An 18,310-nucleotide genomic window follows, 5' to 3' on the forward strand; every position below is an offset into this window, starting at 1 on the left:
GGGCGAATGGCCGTTCGCCCCTACAGATACTGTCACTCTACCAAAACATTACCGTCCTAACTTTTGTCGGATGCGAGCGATAAATGCTTCGGTTTCCGGTAATTTTAACGGGAGGCAGAGGAGGGCGAAAATTCCTAAACCGATGGAGCCGGAAATGGAGAGTTGCAGGAGATGGAAGAGGAAGCTGGGGGTTGTCCAGAGTTGTTCTAAGGTGTCGTTGATGAACCATGCTAGGGAGGAGGCGATCGCACTCACCACCGTCAAGCTCAGTATCGGAAACATCCACCCTTGCCAGCGTAAACCCTGAAGCTTGCGATCGAGCAAAATAATCATTGCCACCATGGAAAACAGGTTAACGCCAACTGTAGCTAACACCAGGCCCGGTGCGCCAAAGGACTGAATTAATACATAATCTAAAACCCCATTCAAGACGATACTGATCGTGCTAATCCGAAATGGAGTTTGACCATCTCCGAGGGCATAAAAGACACGCACCAAGACATCTCGGCCTAAGTAAACAAACATGCCGATGCCATAGGCTACGAGTAAACTTGAGACAAACTGGGAGGCTTGCGGGTTAAAGGCTCCGCGCTCGTACACCACCCGCACGATCGCATCACTCAGGGCAATCATCAACCCCCCTAACGGTAACATCGCCAGCGCCGTGAGAATCATCCCTTGGCGGATGCGCTGCTTCAGTTCCGGCCAATTTTCCGGTTCCGTAAGCCGAGAAAAAACGGGTAGCAGGGGAACCAGGAGCATATTCGAGAGAATACCCAAAGGTGTTTGCACCAATAATCCCGCATATCCTAACGCTGAGGCGGTTTGGGGGATGAACGAGGCAAAAAACAGGTCAGTGTAAACGTTAATTTGCATCATCCCCGAAGATAAGGTTGCCGGGCCGAGAACCCGCAACACTTGACCCACTCCCGGTTGACGAAACTGAAACCTGAGCCGCAGGGTTCCCAACCCCGATCGCCATTGCACCACCAGTTGCGCTAACCATTGGATCGCCGCACCTCCCAGGGTTCCCCAGGCTAGGAATTGACCGCCGATGCGAGCATATTCGGGGTTGATGATATCGGAGCCTAATTGCAGGAAGAGAGCGCCTAAACTGGCTAAAATGGTCAAACTGGAAAACAAGGGACTAATGGAGGGGAGGAAATACTGATCGCCCGCGTTCAATGTGCCAAATCCAATACCAATCCAACCCGCAAGGAGCGCCAGGGGAGCCATGATCCGCAGTTGTTCCACGGCGATCGCATGAATCTCCATTCCTTCCGGCGTTTGCAAGAGTCCTGGAGCTACCAAATTGATGAGTGGATCGGCTGCCACCATCAGAAATAGGGTCACGGGCAGTAAAATCAGACTAATTAATGTAGTAATCGTTTCCACCAAAGGCGCAGCCTCTTCCGGTTTGCGCTTGGCTAAAGCACTGACAATGGCACTGTGAAATGGGCCATTAATCCCCCCTAGGAGGATGAGCAGAAAACCGGGAACTACATAGGCATAAGTATAAGCATCTACCGCCGGCCCCACGCCAAAAGCCGCCGCGATCGCCTGTTGGCGAACTAAACCGGCTACTTTACTGACTAAGGTGGCGATCGCCACTAACCCCGCAATTCCCGCTAAAGAGCGAGATGATTTAGAAGATTCTGACACAATCTAATAATTAAACAATTAATAATTTTCATGTCGGCGACAGCCGAAACAATTGGGGTAATAGTGTATCACCGCGTCTCCACGTCTTCCCCATCCCCCCATTCCTCTATTCCCCGTCACCCTGCTCACTAAACCGGGCTAACAGCTCTTCGCGGGAATTTTGCATACTCACCGAAACCGCCTCTTCTGGAGACAATTCCAGCAAGCGATCTACAATTGCTGTTAACTCCTCATCTAAAGAACCAAACCGGTTCCTGAGCAACGTTTCCATCATTAAACGTTGGGTTTGCCGCAACTGCTCCAGTCCCTGTTGAATTCCTTGTTGAATTCCTTGCTCAATTCCTTGCTCAATTCCTCGTTCAAGTCCGAGTTGAATCGTATCTTCGCGCCATTTTATGTAAGCTGGTGATAATTCCATAATTAACTCCCGATCTTCTGGATTTAAGTCTATTCTAGTTTCTACATTAATCTGCCAAATCCCAATCAGTTCCAAAATATTGTGCTGTTGAGGATGATCTGGGGGCAATTCAACCACCTCTTGAATGGCTCTTTTCTGAGTTCCCCCTTTTCCCAACAGTCTCAACCATAGCGTTTCTGGGGTTTCTGGCAGTTGGTTAATGGCAATTATTCCCGTTTTGGTTAGCTCAGGAAGTAAATAAACTCCAGAACACCACTGTTCTAAGTTAGAGCGAGCGCCGCAGAATTCGATCGCTCGTTCAGAAAGGGTTGGCGTTAGTATCCAGAGTTGCGGTAATTCGCTTTCCTGAAGAGTTTGTTTTTGGCGTTTGGCTTGCCGTTGTAGTTCTCCATGGACATAGAACAGTTTGAGAATGCAATTGCGAATTTCTGGGTTAGTCGGACAATTGCGGAAGGGTTCCCACAAAGATGGGGTAGCAGCTAATTGCCTCAGCAAACCCAAAGCAGGTGGGTTGCTTGGCGGTTCGGGAGCAGGTTGAAAAAACAGGTCAATTTGTAAGGTTTCGCCGGGAATTTCTCGACTAATTTCTACGGTTCCCAGGGGTTCTAGGAGTTCTTTAAGGTATTGTTTGGCGAATTGATCGTGGGGTTGGCGCGTCATATCCAGTCTGATTAACGATTGTAGTTGCCAACTCTCGTAGGGTTAGCAGGAGGAGTGGGTTATTGATTCATCTCCGATAATAACCTTTAATTGGAATTCATTCGATTCCAGAGTGCCATAAATCGATCGTCAGTTTGAGTCTTTTTATCAATTTTGGTTCGAGTTAAATTAATATCATTTCCACAAACCCCTAATTTAGCACCCCGCAAGTCCGCATCCGTCAGATTTGGAGAACCTAAACTTCCAGAATTCATCTTAAAAATGCTCCGGTTAAATCCGCATCCGTCAAGTCTGACTGACTGAGATTAGTTTCACTTAAATTGGCTTGAATCAATTTTGCTCCCCGCAAGTCAAAACCGGATAAATTGATATTGTTTAATTGCAGTCTGCTCAAATCTTGTCCGGCTAAATCAGTTTTTGGATTGAAACCTGCTAATTTCAACTGTTCTAATAAACCGGGCGATCGCGCTTCTCGGACGGTTTGAATGATTTGTTCGATGGAAGCAGAAGTGCGATCGCCAAAATTGGCATCTCGCGTTTTTGCCGAACTCAAATTTGCCCCTTCCAACTGCGCCCTCAATAACTGCGCTCCCGTCAAATTCGCCTGGGTTAAATTGGTATTTCGTAAATCCGCACCATTCAAGTTGGCTTGTGTCAAATTTGCTTGTATCAAATGCGCCTGATTCAAGTTCGCATTCTCTAAATTAGCGCCTTCCAAATTGGCATGGTGTAACATCGCTCCCGCCAAATTAGTCGATTGTAAATTAACACCATGCCAATCCACCCCCACCAAATATGCACCTTCCAAATCTTGTCCCTGTAAGTCAACCCGACGGTTTTGATTGACAATTTCCCAAATCACCTGCCATTTTTCGTCCCACTGAGTCAAATCATCAATCTGACACTCTTTAAAATCGGCTCCCTGTAAATTAGCCCCTCGTAAATCAACGCCACTGAGATTGACACCTTGCAAAATCATTCGGTATAAATTTAATTCCTGGAAGTTGGCATTCTGCAAATTGGCATCCCGCAATTCTACTTTGACACACTGTGCCACTTGAGACCAATCTGCACCTTGTAAGTTCGCCCTTTGAAACTGTACGTTTTCTAAATTTGCCCCCGTCCAATTGATATTTTGGAGATTGGCATTACTCAGATAAGAACCCAATAAATTTGCCCCTTCCAAATCGGCATTTTCTAAATCTGCGTGTTCTAAATTTGTTCCATCATCACTCCAATCAAATGTAACGTAACAGAGTGTCGCATCCCGCAGACAGGCTTGATGTAAATATGCACCGTGAAATGTAGCATGACTGAGGTTTGCACCCGCTAAATTGGCTTCGGAAAAGCTGGCATCGTCAAATTCTGCATGACTCAGATCTGCACCGATAAAACTTGCATGGCTAAAGTTAGCATAATTACCTTCAAGCTGTGTTAAATTGGCACCGTTTAGATTGGCATTTTCTAGATTGGCTTCTTCTAAGTTTGCGCCGTTTAGGTTCGCATTCTCTAAGTTTGCGTTTTCCAGATTTGCGGCTGTCAGGTTGGCATGACTGAAATTGCATTCCCGCAAATCCATCCCGGCAAAATTGGCATTTTCTAAGTTGGCATTTTGGTAATCTTTTCGATCCGAAGAGGGGTTGGCAAGCTCCCACAGTTCTCGGACGCGATCGCTCACATTTAATGCTCTGGAAATCACCGTTCCAATTAAGTTAGCTTCGTTCAAATTCACGCCATCCAAATTCGCGCCGTCTAAATTGGCATGGTTTAAATTGGCTTGTTCTAAATTCGTATGCGTAAAATTGACACCCATTAAATTTTTCCCGACAAATTCACTTCTAGCTAAGTAGGCTTCGCTCAGATCGACATCCGTCAACTCTGCGGCAAAATCTTCTTGATTGAGAAGTTGCCAAACCAACCGCCATTTCGGATCGAGTTGGGTATTTTGATTAATTTCCGTTCTGGTTAAATTGGCTTGATTAAGATTGGCATCTCGCAGATCGGAGTCATTCAAATTTGCTCCTGCTAAGTTGGCATCTGTGAGGTTTGCGTGCCTGAGATTTGCACCAGATAAATTCAACAAATTGAGATGTTGGAGATTGGCATGGCTGAGGTTTGCTTGCCGAAATGACAGCATATGATCGCTCCTCATTTCCTCTAAATTGGCATGGCTGAGATTGGCGCGATCGAAGTTGGTTTTAGATAGAGCTGTCCCTTTTAAGTTTGCCCCAACTAAACTCGCTCCGGCAAAATTACAGTTGCTCAAATTGGCATTTTCTAAGTTAACCCCATCCCAGTTAACTCCTTGGAAATCCCGATCTCTCAAATCCAGTCCTCGGAGATCTTGTCCCGCATAACTTCGGTTTTGCAATTCCCACAAAATCCGTCCCGTGCGATCAAATTGAGTTGAACGATCGATCGCCACATTTTTGAGATTGGTTCCGCACAGGTTCGCACCCCGAAGATCGGCACTGCACAGGCTCGAATGGCTGAAATCCGAGTGTTCTAAATCGGCATTTTGGAAATTAACACCGTTACACATTGCCGCTTGAAAATTTCCCTTCGGCAGTTTGGCGCGATCGCAGTTTGCACCCGATAGGTTGGCTTGGCTGAAGTTCGCATCTGGCAAATTGACATCTTGGAAATTAGCATCCTGCAAGCTGATTTGACTGAAATTAACTTGAGTACAGGAGATGAGCGAAAAATTGGCGCGATCGCACGTTGTCCCTTCCCAAACCGCTCCCGAAATGGCTGCCATTTCCAAATTGGCATCCCGTACATTAGCCCCTGTGAGATCGCTGCGATTCAGGTTAGCTTGGCTTAAATTAGCCCCCGATAAATCCGCATTGCTCAAATTTGCTTCTCGAAAATCGGCTTGGCTGAGATTCTGATTTTGTAAATTTTGGCAACTGAGATTGCCTTTACAAAGAGAGACTTTAATCAATGTTGCTCCCTGCAAGTTCATGTCATGCAAATCTGCATCAAACATCTTGGCATCCGTCAAGTTTGCCCCCGAAAAATTAATCGCATCAAATTTTGTCCCGGTGAAATCTACTGATTCTAGATCGGCTTGACTAAAATCAATCCGAGTTAAATTTGAGCTGTTAAAACTGCCATTTTTAAGATTAGCCCCCCTGAAGTTAATATCGGTTAATTCGAGGGCAATTAATTTCAATCCCGGCAAATCTTGTCCCTGGAGTTCCAAGTTTTGAGTGTCTTGATTAGCCAACTGCCAAAATAATTTCCATTGCGGATCGAGTTGGGTATTTTCATCAATAATACTGAGTCGTAGATCGGCTCCTGTCAGGTTCGCGCCGAGAAAATTAGCGCCCCGCAAATCTGCACGGTTCAAGCTGACATTGGCTAAGTTTGCACCGCTAAAATCGCAATTTCTGAGATCGGTTTTTCCGAGAACAGCATTGCTGAAATTGTAGCCTCGAAAGTCGCGATCGCGCAGCTCTCCCTTTTGGAACCACAAACCCTGTAAATTGCCGTCCGCATGGGTGAGGTTGAAGAGTTTCCACAGTGCCATATTTCGCGCATCTAAACGGGTGCGATCGTCGATCGCAACCCCTTCCAAACAAGAATTTTCCAAACGAGTATGGCTCAAATTTGCGCCCCGAAAGTCTGCGCCTTTCAAATTGGAGTTTTGCAAGAATGCGTCAGATAAATCGGCATCTTGAAAGTTCGCCCCCGAAAAGTCACAGCGATCGCAGTTAAGCCGATGTAATTTGGCTTCGTTAAAGTTAGCCGATTTAAAATTGGCTTGTCGGCCAAAAACTTGAGTCAAATTGGTATCCTGAAAGTTGGCTTCACTCAAATTTGAATCACTGAGGCGACATTGGGATAAATTTGCACCGGAAAAATTAATGCTTTGTAAATCGGATTCGTCTAAAATTGCGAATGACAAATCAGCACCGGAACAGTCCCGATTTTCATGTCTCAAATTTACCAATTCCCAAACTAATTTCCACTTCGGATCGAGGCGGGTATTTTCGTTAATTTGACTGTCGTGAAGGTGTGCCCACTTGAGATCTGCACCCGTCAAATCGGCATCTTCCAGGTTTGCCCCTCGCAAAACGGCATGAGTGAAAGAAACATTTTGTAAATTTTTTCCTGTTAGGTTGCGATCGCTCAAAATCGCGCTCGATAAATTTGCCCCCGGTTTGAGTTGTTCTTCGGTGACAGGTGGGCGACTGCGGCTAAACCGGCGATTCCGCTTCGGTTGAGTGTTCTGATTCTGTGGTTCCTGACTACTCCGGCGACGGCGGCGACGGGGTAGGTTTTCGGTATCTTTCCGTTCCGACATGGCAGCTTTCTTCCCTTGGAATCTCCTCTTTTGATTTTAATCGCTTTAGATTAGCAGCCAGTTGAGTGAGTAAGTCCAAGGGAGGTGGCGGAATGGGGGGAGCATCGCTGAAACAAATGGCATGTAGGGGCGAACAGCCGTTCGCCCCTACAGATTTTCTAAACACTTGCCCTAATACAGCCTACTAGGGAGCTATTTAACGTCCAAGAGTTCCACATCAAAAACCAAGGTCGCATTGGGGGGGATGACACCGCCTGCCCCTCTTTCGCCATAACCTAAATTTGGGGGAATGGTCAGTTTTCTGCGTCCGCCGACTTTCATAGACATTACGCCCTCATCCCAGCCTTCGATCACTTGGCCAACGCCAATGGTGAAGGTAAAGGGGCGATTACGATCGCGGGAACTATCGAATTTTTTCCCATTTTCTTCTAAGGTTCCCGTATAGTGAACCGTCACTTTATTGCCTTTTTCTGGGCTTTTTCCTTCTCCCACTACCACATCAACATACTTGAGACCCGATGGGGTCATTGTTGCTTCTGCTGGGGCTAAATTTTCACTGCTATTTTCGGCACTAGCCATCAGTTGAGTTGCTCCTCGATCGGTAATTTCAGTGATTTCCGCAGGGGAAACCTCTGATACCTTAGCAGCATTAGCCTCACTGGGCGAACCCAATAATTGTGCGGCCACCAAAATCACGGCACAGGTCACCATAACCCCAAAGGTAATCCAAATTTCTTTCACGTAACTTTTCCTCAATGCGATCGTCGATTCAAGAGCGTCATTAACGCCACAGTTTATTTTCCAAGTCTCGCACTTGTCGCTCCAATCGGTCTAGCCTTCCGCGCAACTCATCCATCTCAGACTGACGGGGAACCCCCCAGTCCATCAACAAATTCCGCAGTTGGCGTTGCAAGTGTTCATCGAAGCTGCCTTGCTCGGTTTTAAGCTGGTCTACCAAGTCATCCATCATATCTTTGGCCTGATCTGGGTTGATCGTGCCGTTTTTCACCCATTCTTCACTGGCTTCTTTGAGCTTTTCAGCGACAATTGAGGTTGTTCCGACTCCAAGCATGAGTAATTGATTAATCAAATTATTGTTATCCATAGGGTTGGGTTGTTGGGTTGAACGGTTTTACAGGGGGATCAGTTCCCGGATATTCCTTGAATCTGACCCATCGGATCTAATTCTGTATTGATCTTAACCTTGAACTTCTCTCCATCGGTTATACTGCTCTCTGACATTTTTCTGGCGTTTGAGTCCCGCTAAATTTTTACTTGGCATGACCATCAGATATTCCTGTGAAGCCGATTTACCGAAAATAGTTGAAATTTACAACGCCTCTGTTCCTTGTCGTTTGGCCACAGCCGATCTGTTTCCAATTTCCGTTGAAAGTCGCCTGCCCTGGTATCAAGACCATTCTCCTGGCTCTCGACCCCTTTGGGTTAAGGAAATGGATGGCCAGATTGTGGGGTGGCTGAGTTTGAATAATTTTTTAAACGGCCGTCCAGCTTATCAAGCTACGGCGGAAGTGAGTATTTACATCGATCCGGGATTTCACCGTAAAGGGATTGGGCGAGAATTGTTGAGTCAGGCGATCGCCTCTGGGCCGGGTTTGGGAATCACCAGCTTAGTGGCCTTAATTTTCTCCCACAATCAACCGAGTATCTCCCTATTCGAGAAGTTGGGATTTGACTGTTGGGGTCATTTGCCCGAAATCGCCAATATGGACGGACTGAAGCGGGATTTGTTGATTTGGGGGCGGCATTTGTCGGAGGAAGGACACTAACCATTCTTTGACATGGTGGGTTGCTCGACAGTCATCTTCGTTATAGCAGATAATCCGGTCTAAGAAGGTGCGATCGCCACTTTTGAGCCATTGGTCATACCAATAGACGGTTTGCGCTCCACTAGCATTCTCATCTCGCCATTCAAACCCCATCCATCGGGCAATGGTTTTGAGGGCATAACTTTCAATGGGTAGGGTGACAAAGCGGGTGACTCGTTCGTGGATATCGACAAACCGACGGATCAGGGGTTTTAATTCCGATGCGGGTGTACCAAACCGTTGCCCTAAGGTATTGACGGCTTTGACTTCATATTCGCAAAAATGGAAAATGGGCATTGGGTGATAGCGGTTGACCAGTTCCAGAAAAGCTTGCCACATCCGTTCTTGGTCATCTGGCGATCGCGCTAAAAAGGGATAAAAGCGGGAGCGTTGCGCCGTGCGATCGATCGCCAAAACCCCCAACAGATATTCTAGATTTAAGTCGGGTTCTGTTTCAATATCAAAATAGAGTTCAACGGGAGTAACGGGAAAATCTTCTGGAGTCCAGGGGTGGAGTGCGATCGCTCGTTGTTCTAAACTCGATTGAGCTTGGCGAATAATTTGTACACTCACCTGCTGTCCAAATTCTGGCGCTAAATCGGGCAACTGTTCAGCAGTTAAGGATTCTAGGGACGTTAACCCCAATTCCTGGAGGCGTTCATAACGTTTAGGCGTAATTCCCGGAATCAAAGAGAGATGGTTTTGTTGTTGAGCCACTTGATGACAACCGGTTAACCATTGACAGAGGCTACATTTTTGCCGACTGATGAACACTTCCGGTTCGTTCGACTCTAGGAGCATGGTCAGCATTTCAGTCAACAGATTTTGGAAGTCTGGCCAAAGACGGGCTAAATCTACTGTATAGGGCGATCGCTCCCTTAACACCAATTCTCCTTTATCTGGCCATTCTCCTTGGATCTGACTTAAAATCCAAGCATGGAATACCGAGACCATTTGATATTCCCGCTTGGGACGTTTGCCCCATTTTATATCCACCGGAGTATATTTCCAGGGGCCAAATTTTGATTCTCCAGGAGTTTTTACCCATAAAGTTGGATGACTCAGATAAGAGAATTTTGCCCAATGCTGAGGCAGAAAATGGGGCAGATCCAGAAACTCTAAATCCATTTCCCCAAGCCAAAGAACCCCATGATAGATCGTCTCTACCCCTTCTTGCATGAGGGCTAGAGTTGCTAAAGTCCCTTCTTGCCAATTGCCGTGGGTATACTCTGGTTTATCATAGGAATGATGGGCAAGGATCGTTTTTTGGTAGGCGGAACTATCCTGTCTTAATTTCAACAGATAGTCACTCGGAGGGTCTCGTTGGCGATCGTTTCCGTACATATCCAGAAACGCTCGACGATGACAGCGTTGGTAATCTAGTAATAATTGGGCAGTCAGCAGCATAATGATTAGACTAACAAAAACCTGTCATATTGTGGGAAGGGGTGAAAAGAGGACTCAGTTGGATCAAGTTCTCCCATGGTAGAGTTCCCTTCTATTGTCCCTCGATCTTGAAAGATTGCCCTAGGTTAACTCTGAAATCTCTTGAATCCCAACATGGATGATTCTTCACGCTCGAAAATTTCTCGCCCTTCGATTCGGCGTTTAGCCATTCTCTCCTTAGCGTCTTTGGGGATTGTGGCTCTATTGTCGATGTCAAGTCAAATTTTGATTCAGCGAACCCTAAAGCAACAGATTCGCTCTAGCCGGTTTTTGGAGTTAATGGAGAATTATCGCCACTTAACTACAACGGTTGTCGAAGAAGCAGTTGCTGTTACTCAGGAGTCTAGAGTTTCAGATCGAGTCCCTGAAGTGGAGGATTTAGTTCGGGTTCGTCAAGAATGGAAAAGTCTTTACGAGAAGCTCAGACAAAAACAGTTACAGCTTGGGTTATCGATTGAGAGTTTACAGACAACCTGGGAAGGGATAGAGGACTGTGATGGGAAGATGTGGAGCCTGACAGAACGTCTGGTGAGTGTAGGAAACCCCTCTGGTGTGTCCGAGGAACAGTTATGGCAGCAAGGGAAAAGTTGCGATCGCCAGATTGAAGAGATATTTACCCAAGAGTACGATCTCAGTCCCGTCTATTTAAATACGGCTAGCCAAGTTCAACTCGCCCTATTTGGATTAACCCTAATTGTTCTCTTCCTAGAAGGAGCCTTGATTTTTTATCCCGGACTTCACCAAATCCGAGATTACATCAAAGCACTCAAATTAGTCGAACAGGAAAAAACCAAGATTACCCATGAACTCAAGGCCAAAAATAAGGCCCTCGATATAGCATTGCAAGAAGCCCAATCCGCCACCCGGCTTAAATCTGACTTTTTAGCCGTCATGAGTCATGAAATCCGTACTCCGATGAATGGTGTATTAGGCATGAGTGGCTTATTATTTGATACGGAACTCGATGAAGAACAATTAGAATATGTGGAAACTATCCGCAGTAGCGGTCAATCTTTATTGACGATTATTAATGATATTTTAGATTTCTCGAAAATTGAAGCGGGTAAACTCGAGTTAGAAACTCAACCCTTTGACCTCTATGAATGTGTGGAAGAGTCTTTAGATTTACTAAGCGCCCATGCCTCTGAAAAAGGTCTGAATTTAGCCTATGAAATTGATTCCCAAACTCCCCATGGCTTAATTGGGGATATTACCCGGTTGCGGCAAATCCTAGTGAATTTAATTGGTAATGGGATTAAATTCACCAAAGAAGGGGAAGTTTCGGTAACGGTCAAATCAACACGTCTGGGAGGTTCTCCGAGTCCCCTTCCTCATCCGGAACAGGCCGTCTCTTATGAAGTCCAATTTACGGTTCAAGATACGGGGATTGGGATTCCCAAGCATTTACAAAATAAGCTCTTTCAGTCTTTTTCCCAGGTGGATACCTCCACCACTCGTCGCTATGGAGGAACGGGTTTAGGATTATCGATTTGCAAGCGCTTAAGTGAATTAATGGGCGGTAAAATGTGGGTGGAGAGTGAAGAGGGACAGGGGGCAGCGTTTCATTTTACCATTGTCGCTGAAGGGGCGCGATCGCCGATTCCGATTCATTTACGCAATAGCCAACCCCAGTTACGAGAAAAAAGGATTTTCATTGTCGATCAATCAGCTACGAATCGCAAAATTCTCAAAGATCACGCCCAAAGATGGGGGATGAATAGTTTAGAGTTGAGTACACCAGAAGAGGTTAGCAACTGGATGAAACGCTCTATCCCCTTTGATGTGGGAATTATTGGAGCGCTACCTGGGGATGAATCCTTAGAGGATTTAGTCGATCGGATTCGCCAATACTGCGATCGCGACTCTCTACCTTTAATTTTACTCGCCTTTAGCGGTACAGTAAACAAATCCTGCCAAGAAAAATTTGATTCCACCCTCTCTAAACCCATTAAACTCTCCCAACTCTACCGAATTTTAATGGGTCTTTGTGCTGGACGGACAGTGGAAACCCATTCACCAACAACAGAATGGATGCCCAATCTTCCTGATACTCATCAGGCAGAAGATTCAGACTCTACTCATCAACCCCGATTTTCACCCTCTCCTGTGAGTGAATCTGAATGTTTAAGTATAGGTTCCCCACCTGTAAATCAGGAAAATCATAGTGAAGATTCCTCAGTTTACTCTCTGCGTATTCTTCTAGCTGAAGATAATAGTGTCAATCAAAAAGTTGCGATTAAAATGTTAGACCGTTTAGGCTATCGAGTTGATATCGTCAGCAATGGCTTAGAAGTGATTGAAGCACTGCAAAGGCAAGTTTATCATATCATTTTAATGGATGTGCAAATGCCAGAAATGGATGGCTTAGAAGCGACTCGATATATCTGTCAAAATTGGCAAAGTTCTCAGCGCCCACATATTATCGCGATGACGGCCGGAGCCGCCGATGGCAATCAGTGGCAATGTCTAGAAGCAGGGATGGATGATTATGTGAGTAAACCGGTGAAAGTAGAATCACTGCAAGCTGCTCTAGAAAGGGCAAAAACTAAATTACAAGAACTGCACACTGTATCAGCTCCAGTGAAGTTGAATTTATCAATTAATCCTGGAAGAGAAGAAAGTTTAGATTGGCAAATTTTTAATCGCCTACGGGATGAGCTAGAAAGTGATGACGATCCAGAATTTTTCACCGATTTAATCGATCAGTTCTTGGGAGATGTGCCAAAAATCCTAGAAGTCATGAAGCAGTCTGCCCAAACCGAAGATACGGAAACTTTAACCATTAAAGCTCATACGCTCAAGGGTAGCTCTCGAACGTTTGGTGCCAATGCTTTGGCGAATTTATGTCGAGATTTAGAAGCAGAAGCTCAAACGGCTAGTTTGGTACAAATCGGTCAGAGAATTGCCCAAATTGAATTAGAATTTAATCAAGTTAAATCTGTGTTAGAACAACAGAAACAATAAGTCGAGTGTTGGATCAATGAACGATCAAACGATTGATGCATTTACCTATACTTTGGTTCGGGACTATTTGGCCGATGGATTATCGGGACTTTCGTCTCTGAATACCCAGATTCATCCCCAAGACGAGATGCTACTTTTTTTACTGGATTCACAGAGTTATCAAGGAAAAAAAGAGCAGGCAGTTTTAGCCTATTTTAAATCGGCACAGGAGATTGTGGATCGGGTAGATCAGGCGATCGCATGGCATCAGAGGAGTTGGAGGAATATAGACCGTTTTTTAGAGTTTGCCTGTGGGTATGGACGATTAACTCGATTCTGGGTGCAAAAACTTGCTCCTGATCAAGTTTGGGCTTCGGATATTTATCCTAAAGCAGTCGATTTTGTGACCAAAGAATTAGGCGTTCACGGGATTGATTCTGTGGTCGATCCGAAGAGTTATCACTGTGACGAAAAATTTAATTGTATTTTGGTTTATTCTTTGTTTAGCCATTTGCCAGAAGATCGGTTTGGACAATGGTTAAGTCGCTTATATGATTTACTCCTACCCGGTGGGTTATTGCTCTTTAGTGTTCACGATCGAGCGGTCCAACCTCCAGGTTATACCATGCCAGAATCTGGGATTTTATTTGTGGAGCAAAGCGAGAGTCAATCTTTAGATCGGGCAGAATATGGTTCCAGTTGGGTAACGGAGGATTTTGTCAAAAGAGCGATCGCCGCTTCTATGGGGGATAAAGTCTCTTATACTCGCTTTCCGAGAGCCTTTACACTCCAAGATTTATACATGGTGGTTAAAACCCCCAATTGCGATTTTTCTGATTTAAAAATCGATTTTACTCCCAAAGGCGCTCTAGAAGACTATTTTATGGATGATAGGGGGCGATTCTTTCTGCGGGGATGGAGTGCGATCGTACAACCGGATCATGGAGTGGTAGAAATTCAAGTGTGGTGTAAAGGGAAACAGGGTAACCGATTGCTACAAAGATGTATTCCTTCCACTCCTTCCCAGAAAGCAGCACAAGTTTTGGGAATTGATCCTCAATGGACGGAAAAATCCGGCTGGTCGTGTGTGTTTAGTTTACCGGAAGAGGTGGATTTAGAAACAGCAGTGATTATGATTAAGGCGGTGAGCGATCGCCAGAAAGAACGAATTATTGTCTTAAACTGGATGAAAACTTTGTTGCCAGAGGGAATCCCTACCCAAGGTGTGGCTGAAACTTCTTGGAAACAGGTGATTCAATCTCAATCCAATTGGTGGCGCGCTAAAATCTTAGATAATATTTGGTCTAATAATATTCAAGCCAATCTCGACCGTGCCACCCTTAAACCCGCTCCGGATTCCGAAGGTGTGATTTTAGAATTGGAAGGATGGGTGGTTGTCTTACATTCTGATATCACCATTGAAGATATCCAAATTTCCCTCAATGGCACACTCAAACAGCGATGTTTACCCACTTGTGTGCGTCCCGATGTCGCCCAATATTGGGGCAGAGCAAACTATGTTTATAGTGGATGGATTGCCCAATTTTATCAACATGAAGCGATCCAAGCCGATCGCGATCGCGTCAGCGATGCGGAGCATTATCGACTGCAAATTAAAATCATCGATTCTGAAGGAGAAATCCATACCGTTTGCGATCAGTTCCTGGCTACCGTACTATAAAATAGGTGCAAAATATTCATCCCCTTATGAACCTTGACGAACACCGGCAACAACTTACAGCTCTCCAGAATAAAGGGTATTTTAATTACGGCGCTCAAGGGCCCTTGCCGGAATCAGCACTACAAGCCATTTTGAAGTCCTATCGCCACATTCAAAATTTAGGGCCATATTCCCATAGCTTTCGGGATGAAGTCGCTCAAGAATTGCAGCAGACGCGGGAAGTGATTGCGGCACAATTGGCAGTCCCTGCCAGCAGCATCACCCTGACCGAAAATGTCTCTGTCGGGTGCAATATTGCCCTATGGGGAATTCCCTGGAAAGCTGGAGATGGACTCTTATTAACCGACTGCGAACATCCCGGTATTATTGCCGCAGCACAAGAAATTAGTCGTCGGTTTGGCGTTCAGCTTGCGACTTGTCCAGTTTTAGAAACTTTGAACGAAGGAAACCCGGTAGAAGCGATCGCCAGTCGAGTCCAACCCAACACTAAATTGGTGATTATCAGCCATATTCTCTGGAATACGGGTCAAGTTCTACGGCAAAAAGAAATTGTGGAGCAAGTGCGATCGCAAAACCCCAACACTCAAATCCTAGTCGATGCTGCCCAATCTGTCGGCTCTTTACCCCTCACCTTAACCGATGATGGCATTGATTTTTATGCCTTTACCGGTCATAAATGGTGGTGTGGTCCGGAAGGATTAGGTGGCTTATATGTGCGTCCCGAAGCCTTAGAAACCCTGCATCCCACCTATATTGGTTGGCGTGGCATTCTGACGACCATGACTGGACAACCCAAAGGATGGAAACCCGATGGCCGGCGCTATGAAGTCGCCACCTCTGCCTATCCTTTACTGGCAGGACTGCGAGAAGCTATTTCCTTTCATCAATCTTGGGGAACGATTGAACAGCGATCCGATCGTATCTGTAAACTCAGTGCTATACTTTGGGACAAGTTGGGAGACATCCCCCAAGTTCATCGACTGCAAGCAACTAAACCACAATCGGGTTTAGTTTCATTCCAACTTGAAAGCGGTAAACACGAGCAACTGGTCAATGCTTTAGAAGCGCAAAACCTTATGGTGAGGAGCATCCGCCATCCCAACTGTATTCGTGCTTGTGTTCACTATTTTACCGAAGTTGGGGAAATCGAGCGACTGGTGGAGGCGATCGTGACTATTACATCGAAGGTTTAAGAAACATAATGCGGATCGCTTACGTTACCACCTATGATGTTTTTGATTCTTCTCAATGGAATCAGGAACATACAGGATTGTTTACGGCAGGGCGTTATTTGGCCAAGTCGTTAGAGTCAGCATCCTTATCCTTAGACTATATTGGCCCGCTACAGAAAAAGCGATCGCCCATAACCAGAGCCAAGTGGCTTTATTATCGTAACCTCTATCATCAAGATTACTACAGTTGGACTGAACCCTTTATCCTCAAACACTATGCTCGACAAATTGAGAAAAAGCTATCTACCCTCAATGTTGATATAATCGTCACCCCTGAAAATGTTCTTCCCATTGCCTATCTGAAAGCCAAACAGTCCATTGTCCTTTATACTGATGCTGCTATTGGAAATCTAGTTGATTTTTATCCTTATCTGAGTAACCTGTGTCAAGAAACCCTTGATAAGCTCTATGATTTAGAAAAGAGAGCCATTGACAACTGTGAGTTAGCCATTTACACTTCCGACTGGGCAGCTCAACAAGCAATTAAGTTATACAATATCAATCCAGCCAAAGTTAAGGTTGTTCCTTGGGGTGCCACTATCGAGTGCGATCGCACTAAGAATGATATTCAAAAAATTATAGAATCTAGACCTCCTTCTCCTTGTAAATTACTATTCTTGGGATTTGATTGGCATAGAAAAGGAGGTGATATTGCCTTAGAAGTCACCAAGCAGCTTAATAAAAATGGCTTCAAAACAGAATTGATTGTTGTAGGCGCGAAACCTCCTCATCAAGAGCAACTCCCAGATTTTGTTAAAATTATTGGAAAAATAGACAAATCTCACCCAGAAGGAAAACATAAGCTCGATCAAATCTTAGCAAACTCTCATTTTCTGATTTTACCTACCAAAGCTGAAACTTATGGTCTTGTTTTTTGTGAAGCCAATTCTTTTGGTGTTCCTTGTATAGCATCAGATATTGGTGGAATTCCTACTATCATACAAGATGATCTAAATGGAAAAACGTTTTCTTTAACAGCAAAAATATCGGAGTACTGTGAATATGTTTCTGGGTTAATAAGCGATTATGATAAGTATCAACAAATAGCTTATTCATCATTCCTGGAATATGAAAATCGACTAAACTGGACGATAAATGCTGAAAATTTAAAAGCCACTTTACAATCAATACTTTAGGAATCAATTAAATCTTATGAGTATAAGTAAAGATCAAATATATCCTTTTGTTTCTGTCATTATACCTGTGTATAATAATTCTCAAGCACTAAAAAAATGCTTGGCATCTTTAGAAAATCAAACCTATCCTAAAGATTGCTATGAAATCATTGTAGTTGATAATCAATCAGAAGAAAATGTTGAAATCATAACGAATCATTTTCCTCAAGTTATTTTATCGTATGAAGAAAAACCTGGATCTTACGCAGCCCGAAATAGAGGTATTTCCTTAGCTCAAGGTAAAATTATTGCTTTTACAGATTCTGATTGTATTGCTTATGAAACTTGGATTGAAAAGGGGGTAAATGAATTATTAAAAGTCACTAAAGTTGGTTTAGTAGGAGGAAAAATAGAATTATTTTTTAAAGATGATGATTCACCAACAGCGATCGAATTTTATGATGAAATCAATAATTACTTAAATCAAAAGCAACATATTGAAAAAAAAAGATTTGGTGCAACCGCAAATGTTTTTACACTTAAAAGTATATTTGATGATGTTGGTGTATTTAGAGATGATTTAAAATCTGGAGGAGATGTTGAATGGGGTCAAAGAGTTTCATCTAAAGGGTATAAGTTAATTTATTCTGAAGAAGCATCTGTCAAGCATCCAGCTCGATCATCTATAAAAGAATTATATAAAAGAACAATTCGTGTAGTAGGAGGCTTGTATGATCTAGGCACTTATGATCAAGATAAAGGAAGCCATCTTTTACTTAAGGAGATTTTAAAAAGGATTAAGCCTCCTGTAAAATATTTGCGTTGGAGATTATCTGACCAACGATTAAAAAAGCAAGAGAAATTTCTATTCATTTTGGTAACTATTTTTGTTGACTATGCAGTTGCGTTGGAATTATTCCGATTGAAAATCGGAAAAAAATCAGAAAGGAAGTAATTAGAACTTTGGTGGTATATTTGACTATCATTAATTACTGGATGGTCTCAGTACAGGACAAAA

Annotated in this window: 13 protein-coding genes; 6 read left to right on the plus strand and 7 right to left on the minus strand. The window is 44.2% G+C overall.

From position 1 onward, the window contains the following. Window positions 1-48 precede the first annotated feature (48 nt). The 6 genes from murJ to PN466_RS06610 form a co-directional block, all read right to left on the minus strand. Window positions 49-1,662, minus strand: a complete 1,614-nt coding sequence (murJ, locus tag PN466_RS06585) for a murein biosynthesis integral membrane protein MurJ (protein ID WP_271937957.1) — start codon at window positions 1,660-1,662, stop codon at window positions 49-51. 106 nt (window positions 1,663-1,768) lie between these two features. Further along, the gene (locus tag PN466_RS06590; protein ID WP_271937958.1) at window positions 1,769-2,740 is read right to left on the minus strand and encodes a hypothetical protein; all 972 of its coding nucleotides are present in this window, start codon (window positions 2,738-2,740) and stop codon (window positions 1,769-1,771) included. Between the two features lie 86 nt (window positions 2,741-2,826). Next, window positions 2,827-2,994: a hypothetical protein gene (locus PN466_RS06595; RefSeq protein WP_271937961.1), complete on the minus strand. Its 168-nt coding sequence runs from the start codon at window positions 2,992-2,994 to the stop codon at window positions 2,827-2,829. Continuing rightward, complete coding sequence (locus PN466_RS06600) at window positions 2,991-7,049, minus strand: pentapeptide repeat-containing protein (protein WP_271937963.1); 4,059 nt, start codon at window positions 7,047-7,049, stop codon at window positions 2,991-2,993. The genes PN466_RS06595 and PN466_RS06600 overlap by 4 nt, the downstream gene beginning before the upstream one ends. 192 nt (window positions 7,050-7,241) lie before the next feature. Continuing rightward, complete coding sequence (locus PN466_RS06605; RefSeq protein ID WP_271937965.1) at window positions 7,242-7,790, minus strand: FKBP-type peptidyl-prolyl cis-trans isomerase; 549 nt, start codon at window positions 7,788-7,790, stop codon at window positions 7,242-7,244. Window positions 7,791-7,830: 40 nt separating this feature from the next. Then, window positions 7,831-8,154 (minus strand): phasin family protein, encoded by a 324-nt coding sequence (locus PN466_RS06610; protein ID WP_271937968.1) that lies wholly within the window; start codon window positions 8,152-8,154, stop codon window positions 7,831-7,833. Between the two features lie 175 nt (window positions 8,155-8,329). Here PN466_RS06610 and PN466_RS06615 point away from each other — a divergent pair, with 175 nt between their 5' ends. Then, complete coding sequence (locus PN466_RS06615; protein ID WP_271937970.1) at window positions 8,330-8,836, plus strand: GNAT family N-acetyltransferase; 507 nt, start codon at window positions 8,330-8,332, stop codon at window positions 8,834-8,836. Here PN466_RS06615 and PN466_RS06620 read toward each other — a convergent pair. Continuing rightward, window positions 8,720-10,282 (minus strand): TM0106 family RecB-like putative nuclease, encoded by a 1,563-nt coding sequence (locus PN466_RS06620; protein ID WP_271937971.1) that lies wholly within the window; start codon window positions 10,280-10,282, stop codon window positions 8,720-8,722. The two genes, PN466_RS06615 and PN466_RS06620, sit on opposite strands and share 117 nt — an antisense overlap. 153 nt (window positions 10,283-10,435) lie before the next feature. Between PN466_RS06620 and PN466_RS06625 the strand changes: the two genes are divergently transcribed. From PN466_RS06625 to PN466_RS06645, 5 genes are read left to right on the plus strand one after another with little or no spacing between them, the layout of a single operon-like run. Then, complete coding sequence (locus tag PN466_RS06625; RefSeq protein ID WP_271937972.1) at window positions 10,436-13,285, plus strand: ATP-binding protein; 2,850 nt, start codon at window positions 10,436-10,438, stop codon at window positions 13,283-13,285. Between the two features lie 16 nt (window positions 13,286-13,301). Beyond that, window positions 13,302-14,945 (plus strand): class I SAM-dependent methyltransferase, encoded by a 1,644-nt coding sequence (locus PN466_RS06630; RefSeq protein ID WP_271937974.1) that lies wholly within the window; start codon window positions 13,302-13,304, stop codon window positions 14,943-14,945. A 26-nt stretch (window positions 14,946-14,971) separates the two neighbouring features. Then, complete coding sequence (locus PN466_RS06635; RefSeq protein WP_271937977.1) at window positions 14,972-16,138, plus strand: aminotransferase class V-fold PLP-dependent enzyme; 1,167 nt, start codon at window positions 14,972-14,974, stop codon at window positions 16,136-16,138. Window positions 16,139-16,146: 8 nt separating this feature from the next. Next, complete coding sequence (locus tag PN466_RS06640) at window positions 16,147-17,313, plus strand: glycosyltransferase family 4 protein (RefSeq protein WP_271937980.1); 1,167 nt, start codon at window positions 16,147-16,149, stop codon at window positions 17,311-17,313. 16 nt (window positions 17,314-17,329) lie between these two features. Next, window positions 17,330-18,247, plus strand: coding sequence for a glycosyltransferase (locus PN466_RS06645; protein WP_271937982.1), 918 nt, complete (start codon window positions 17,330-17,332; stop codon window positions 18,245-18,247). Window positions 18,248-18,310 lie beyond the last annotated feature (63 nt).

The organism is Roseofilum reptotaenium CS-1145 (genome assembly GCF_028330985.1).
In the GTDB taxonomy this organism is placed as follows: domain Bacteria; phylum Cyanobacteriota; class Cyanobacteriia; order Cyanobacteriales; family Desertifilaceae; genus Roseofilum; species Roseofilum reptotaenium.

Excerpts from the sequence above, each read along its gene's own strand:
- PN466_RS06590 (WP_271937958.1), bottom strand. The coding sequence starts at position 2,740 with ATGACGCGCCAACCCCACGATCAATTCGCCAAACAATACCTTAAAGAA.
- PN466_RS06595 (WP_271937961.1), bottom strand. The coding sequence starts at position 2,994 with ATGAATTCTGGAAGTTTAGGTTCTCCAAATCTGACGGATGCGGACTTG.
- PN466_RS06600 (WP_271937963.1), bottom strand. The coding sequence starts at position 7,049 with ATGTCGGAACGGAAAGATACCGAAAACCTACCCCGTCGCCGCCGTCGC.
- PN466_RS06610 (WP_271937968.1), bottom strand. The coding sequence starts at position 8,154 with ATGGATAACAATAATTTGATTAATCAATTACTCATGCTTGGAGTCGGA.
- PN466_RS06615 (WP_271937970.1), top strand. The coding sequence starts at position 8,330 with ATGACCATCAGATATTCCTGTGAAGCCGATTTACCGAAAATAGTTGAA.
- PN466_RS06620 (WP_271937971.1), bottom strand. The coding sequence starts at position 10,282 with ATGCTGCTGACTGCCCAATTATTACTAGATTACCAACGCTGTCATCGT.
- PN466_RS06625 (WP_271937972.1), top strand. The coding sequence starts at position 10,436 with ATGGATGATTCTTCACGCTCGAAAATTTCTCGCCCTTCGATTCGGCGT.
- PN466_RS06630 (WP_271937974.1), top strand. The coding sequence starts at position 13,302 with ATGAACGATCAAACGATTGATGCATTTACCTATACTTTGGTTCGGGAC.
- PN466_RS06635 (WP_271937977.1), top strand. The coding sequence starts at position 14,972 with ATGAACCTTGACGAACACCGGCAACAACTTACAGCTCTCCAGAATAAA.
- PN466_RS06640 (WP_271937980.1), top strand. The coding sequence starts at position 16,147 with ATGCGGATCGCTTACGTTACCACCTATGATGTTTTTGATTCTTCTCAA.
- PN466_RS06645 (WP_271937982.1), top strand. The coding sequence starts at position 17,330 with ATGAGTATAAGTAAAGATCAAATATATCCTTTTGTTTCTGTCATTATA.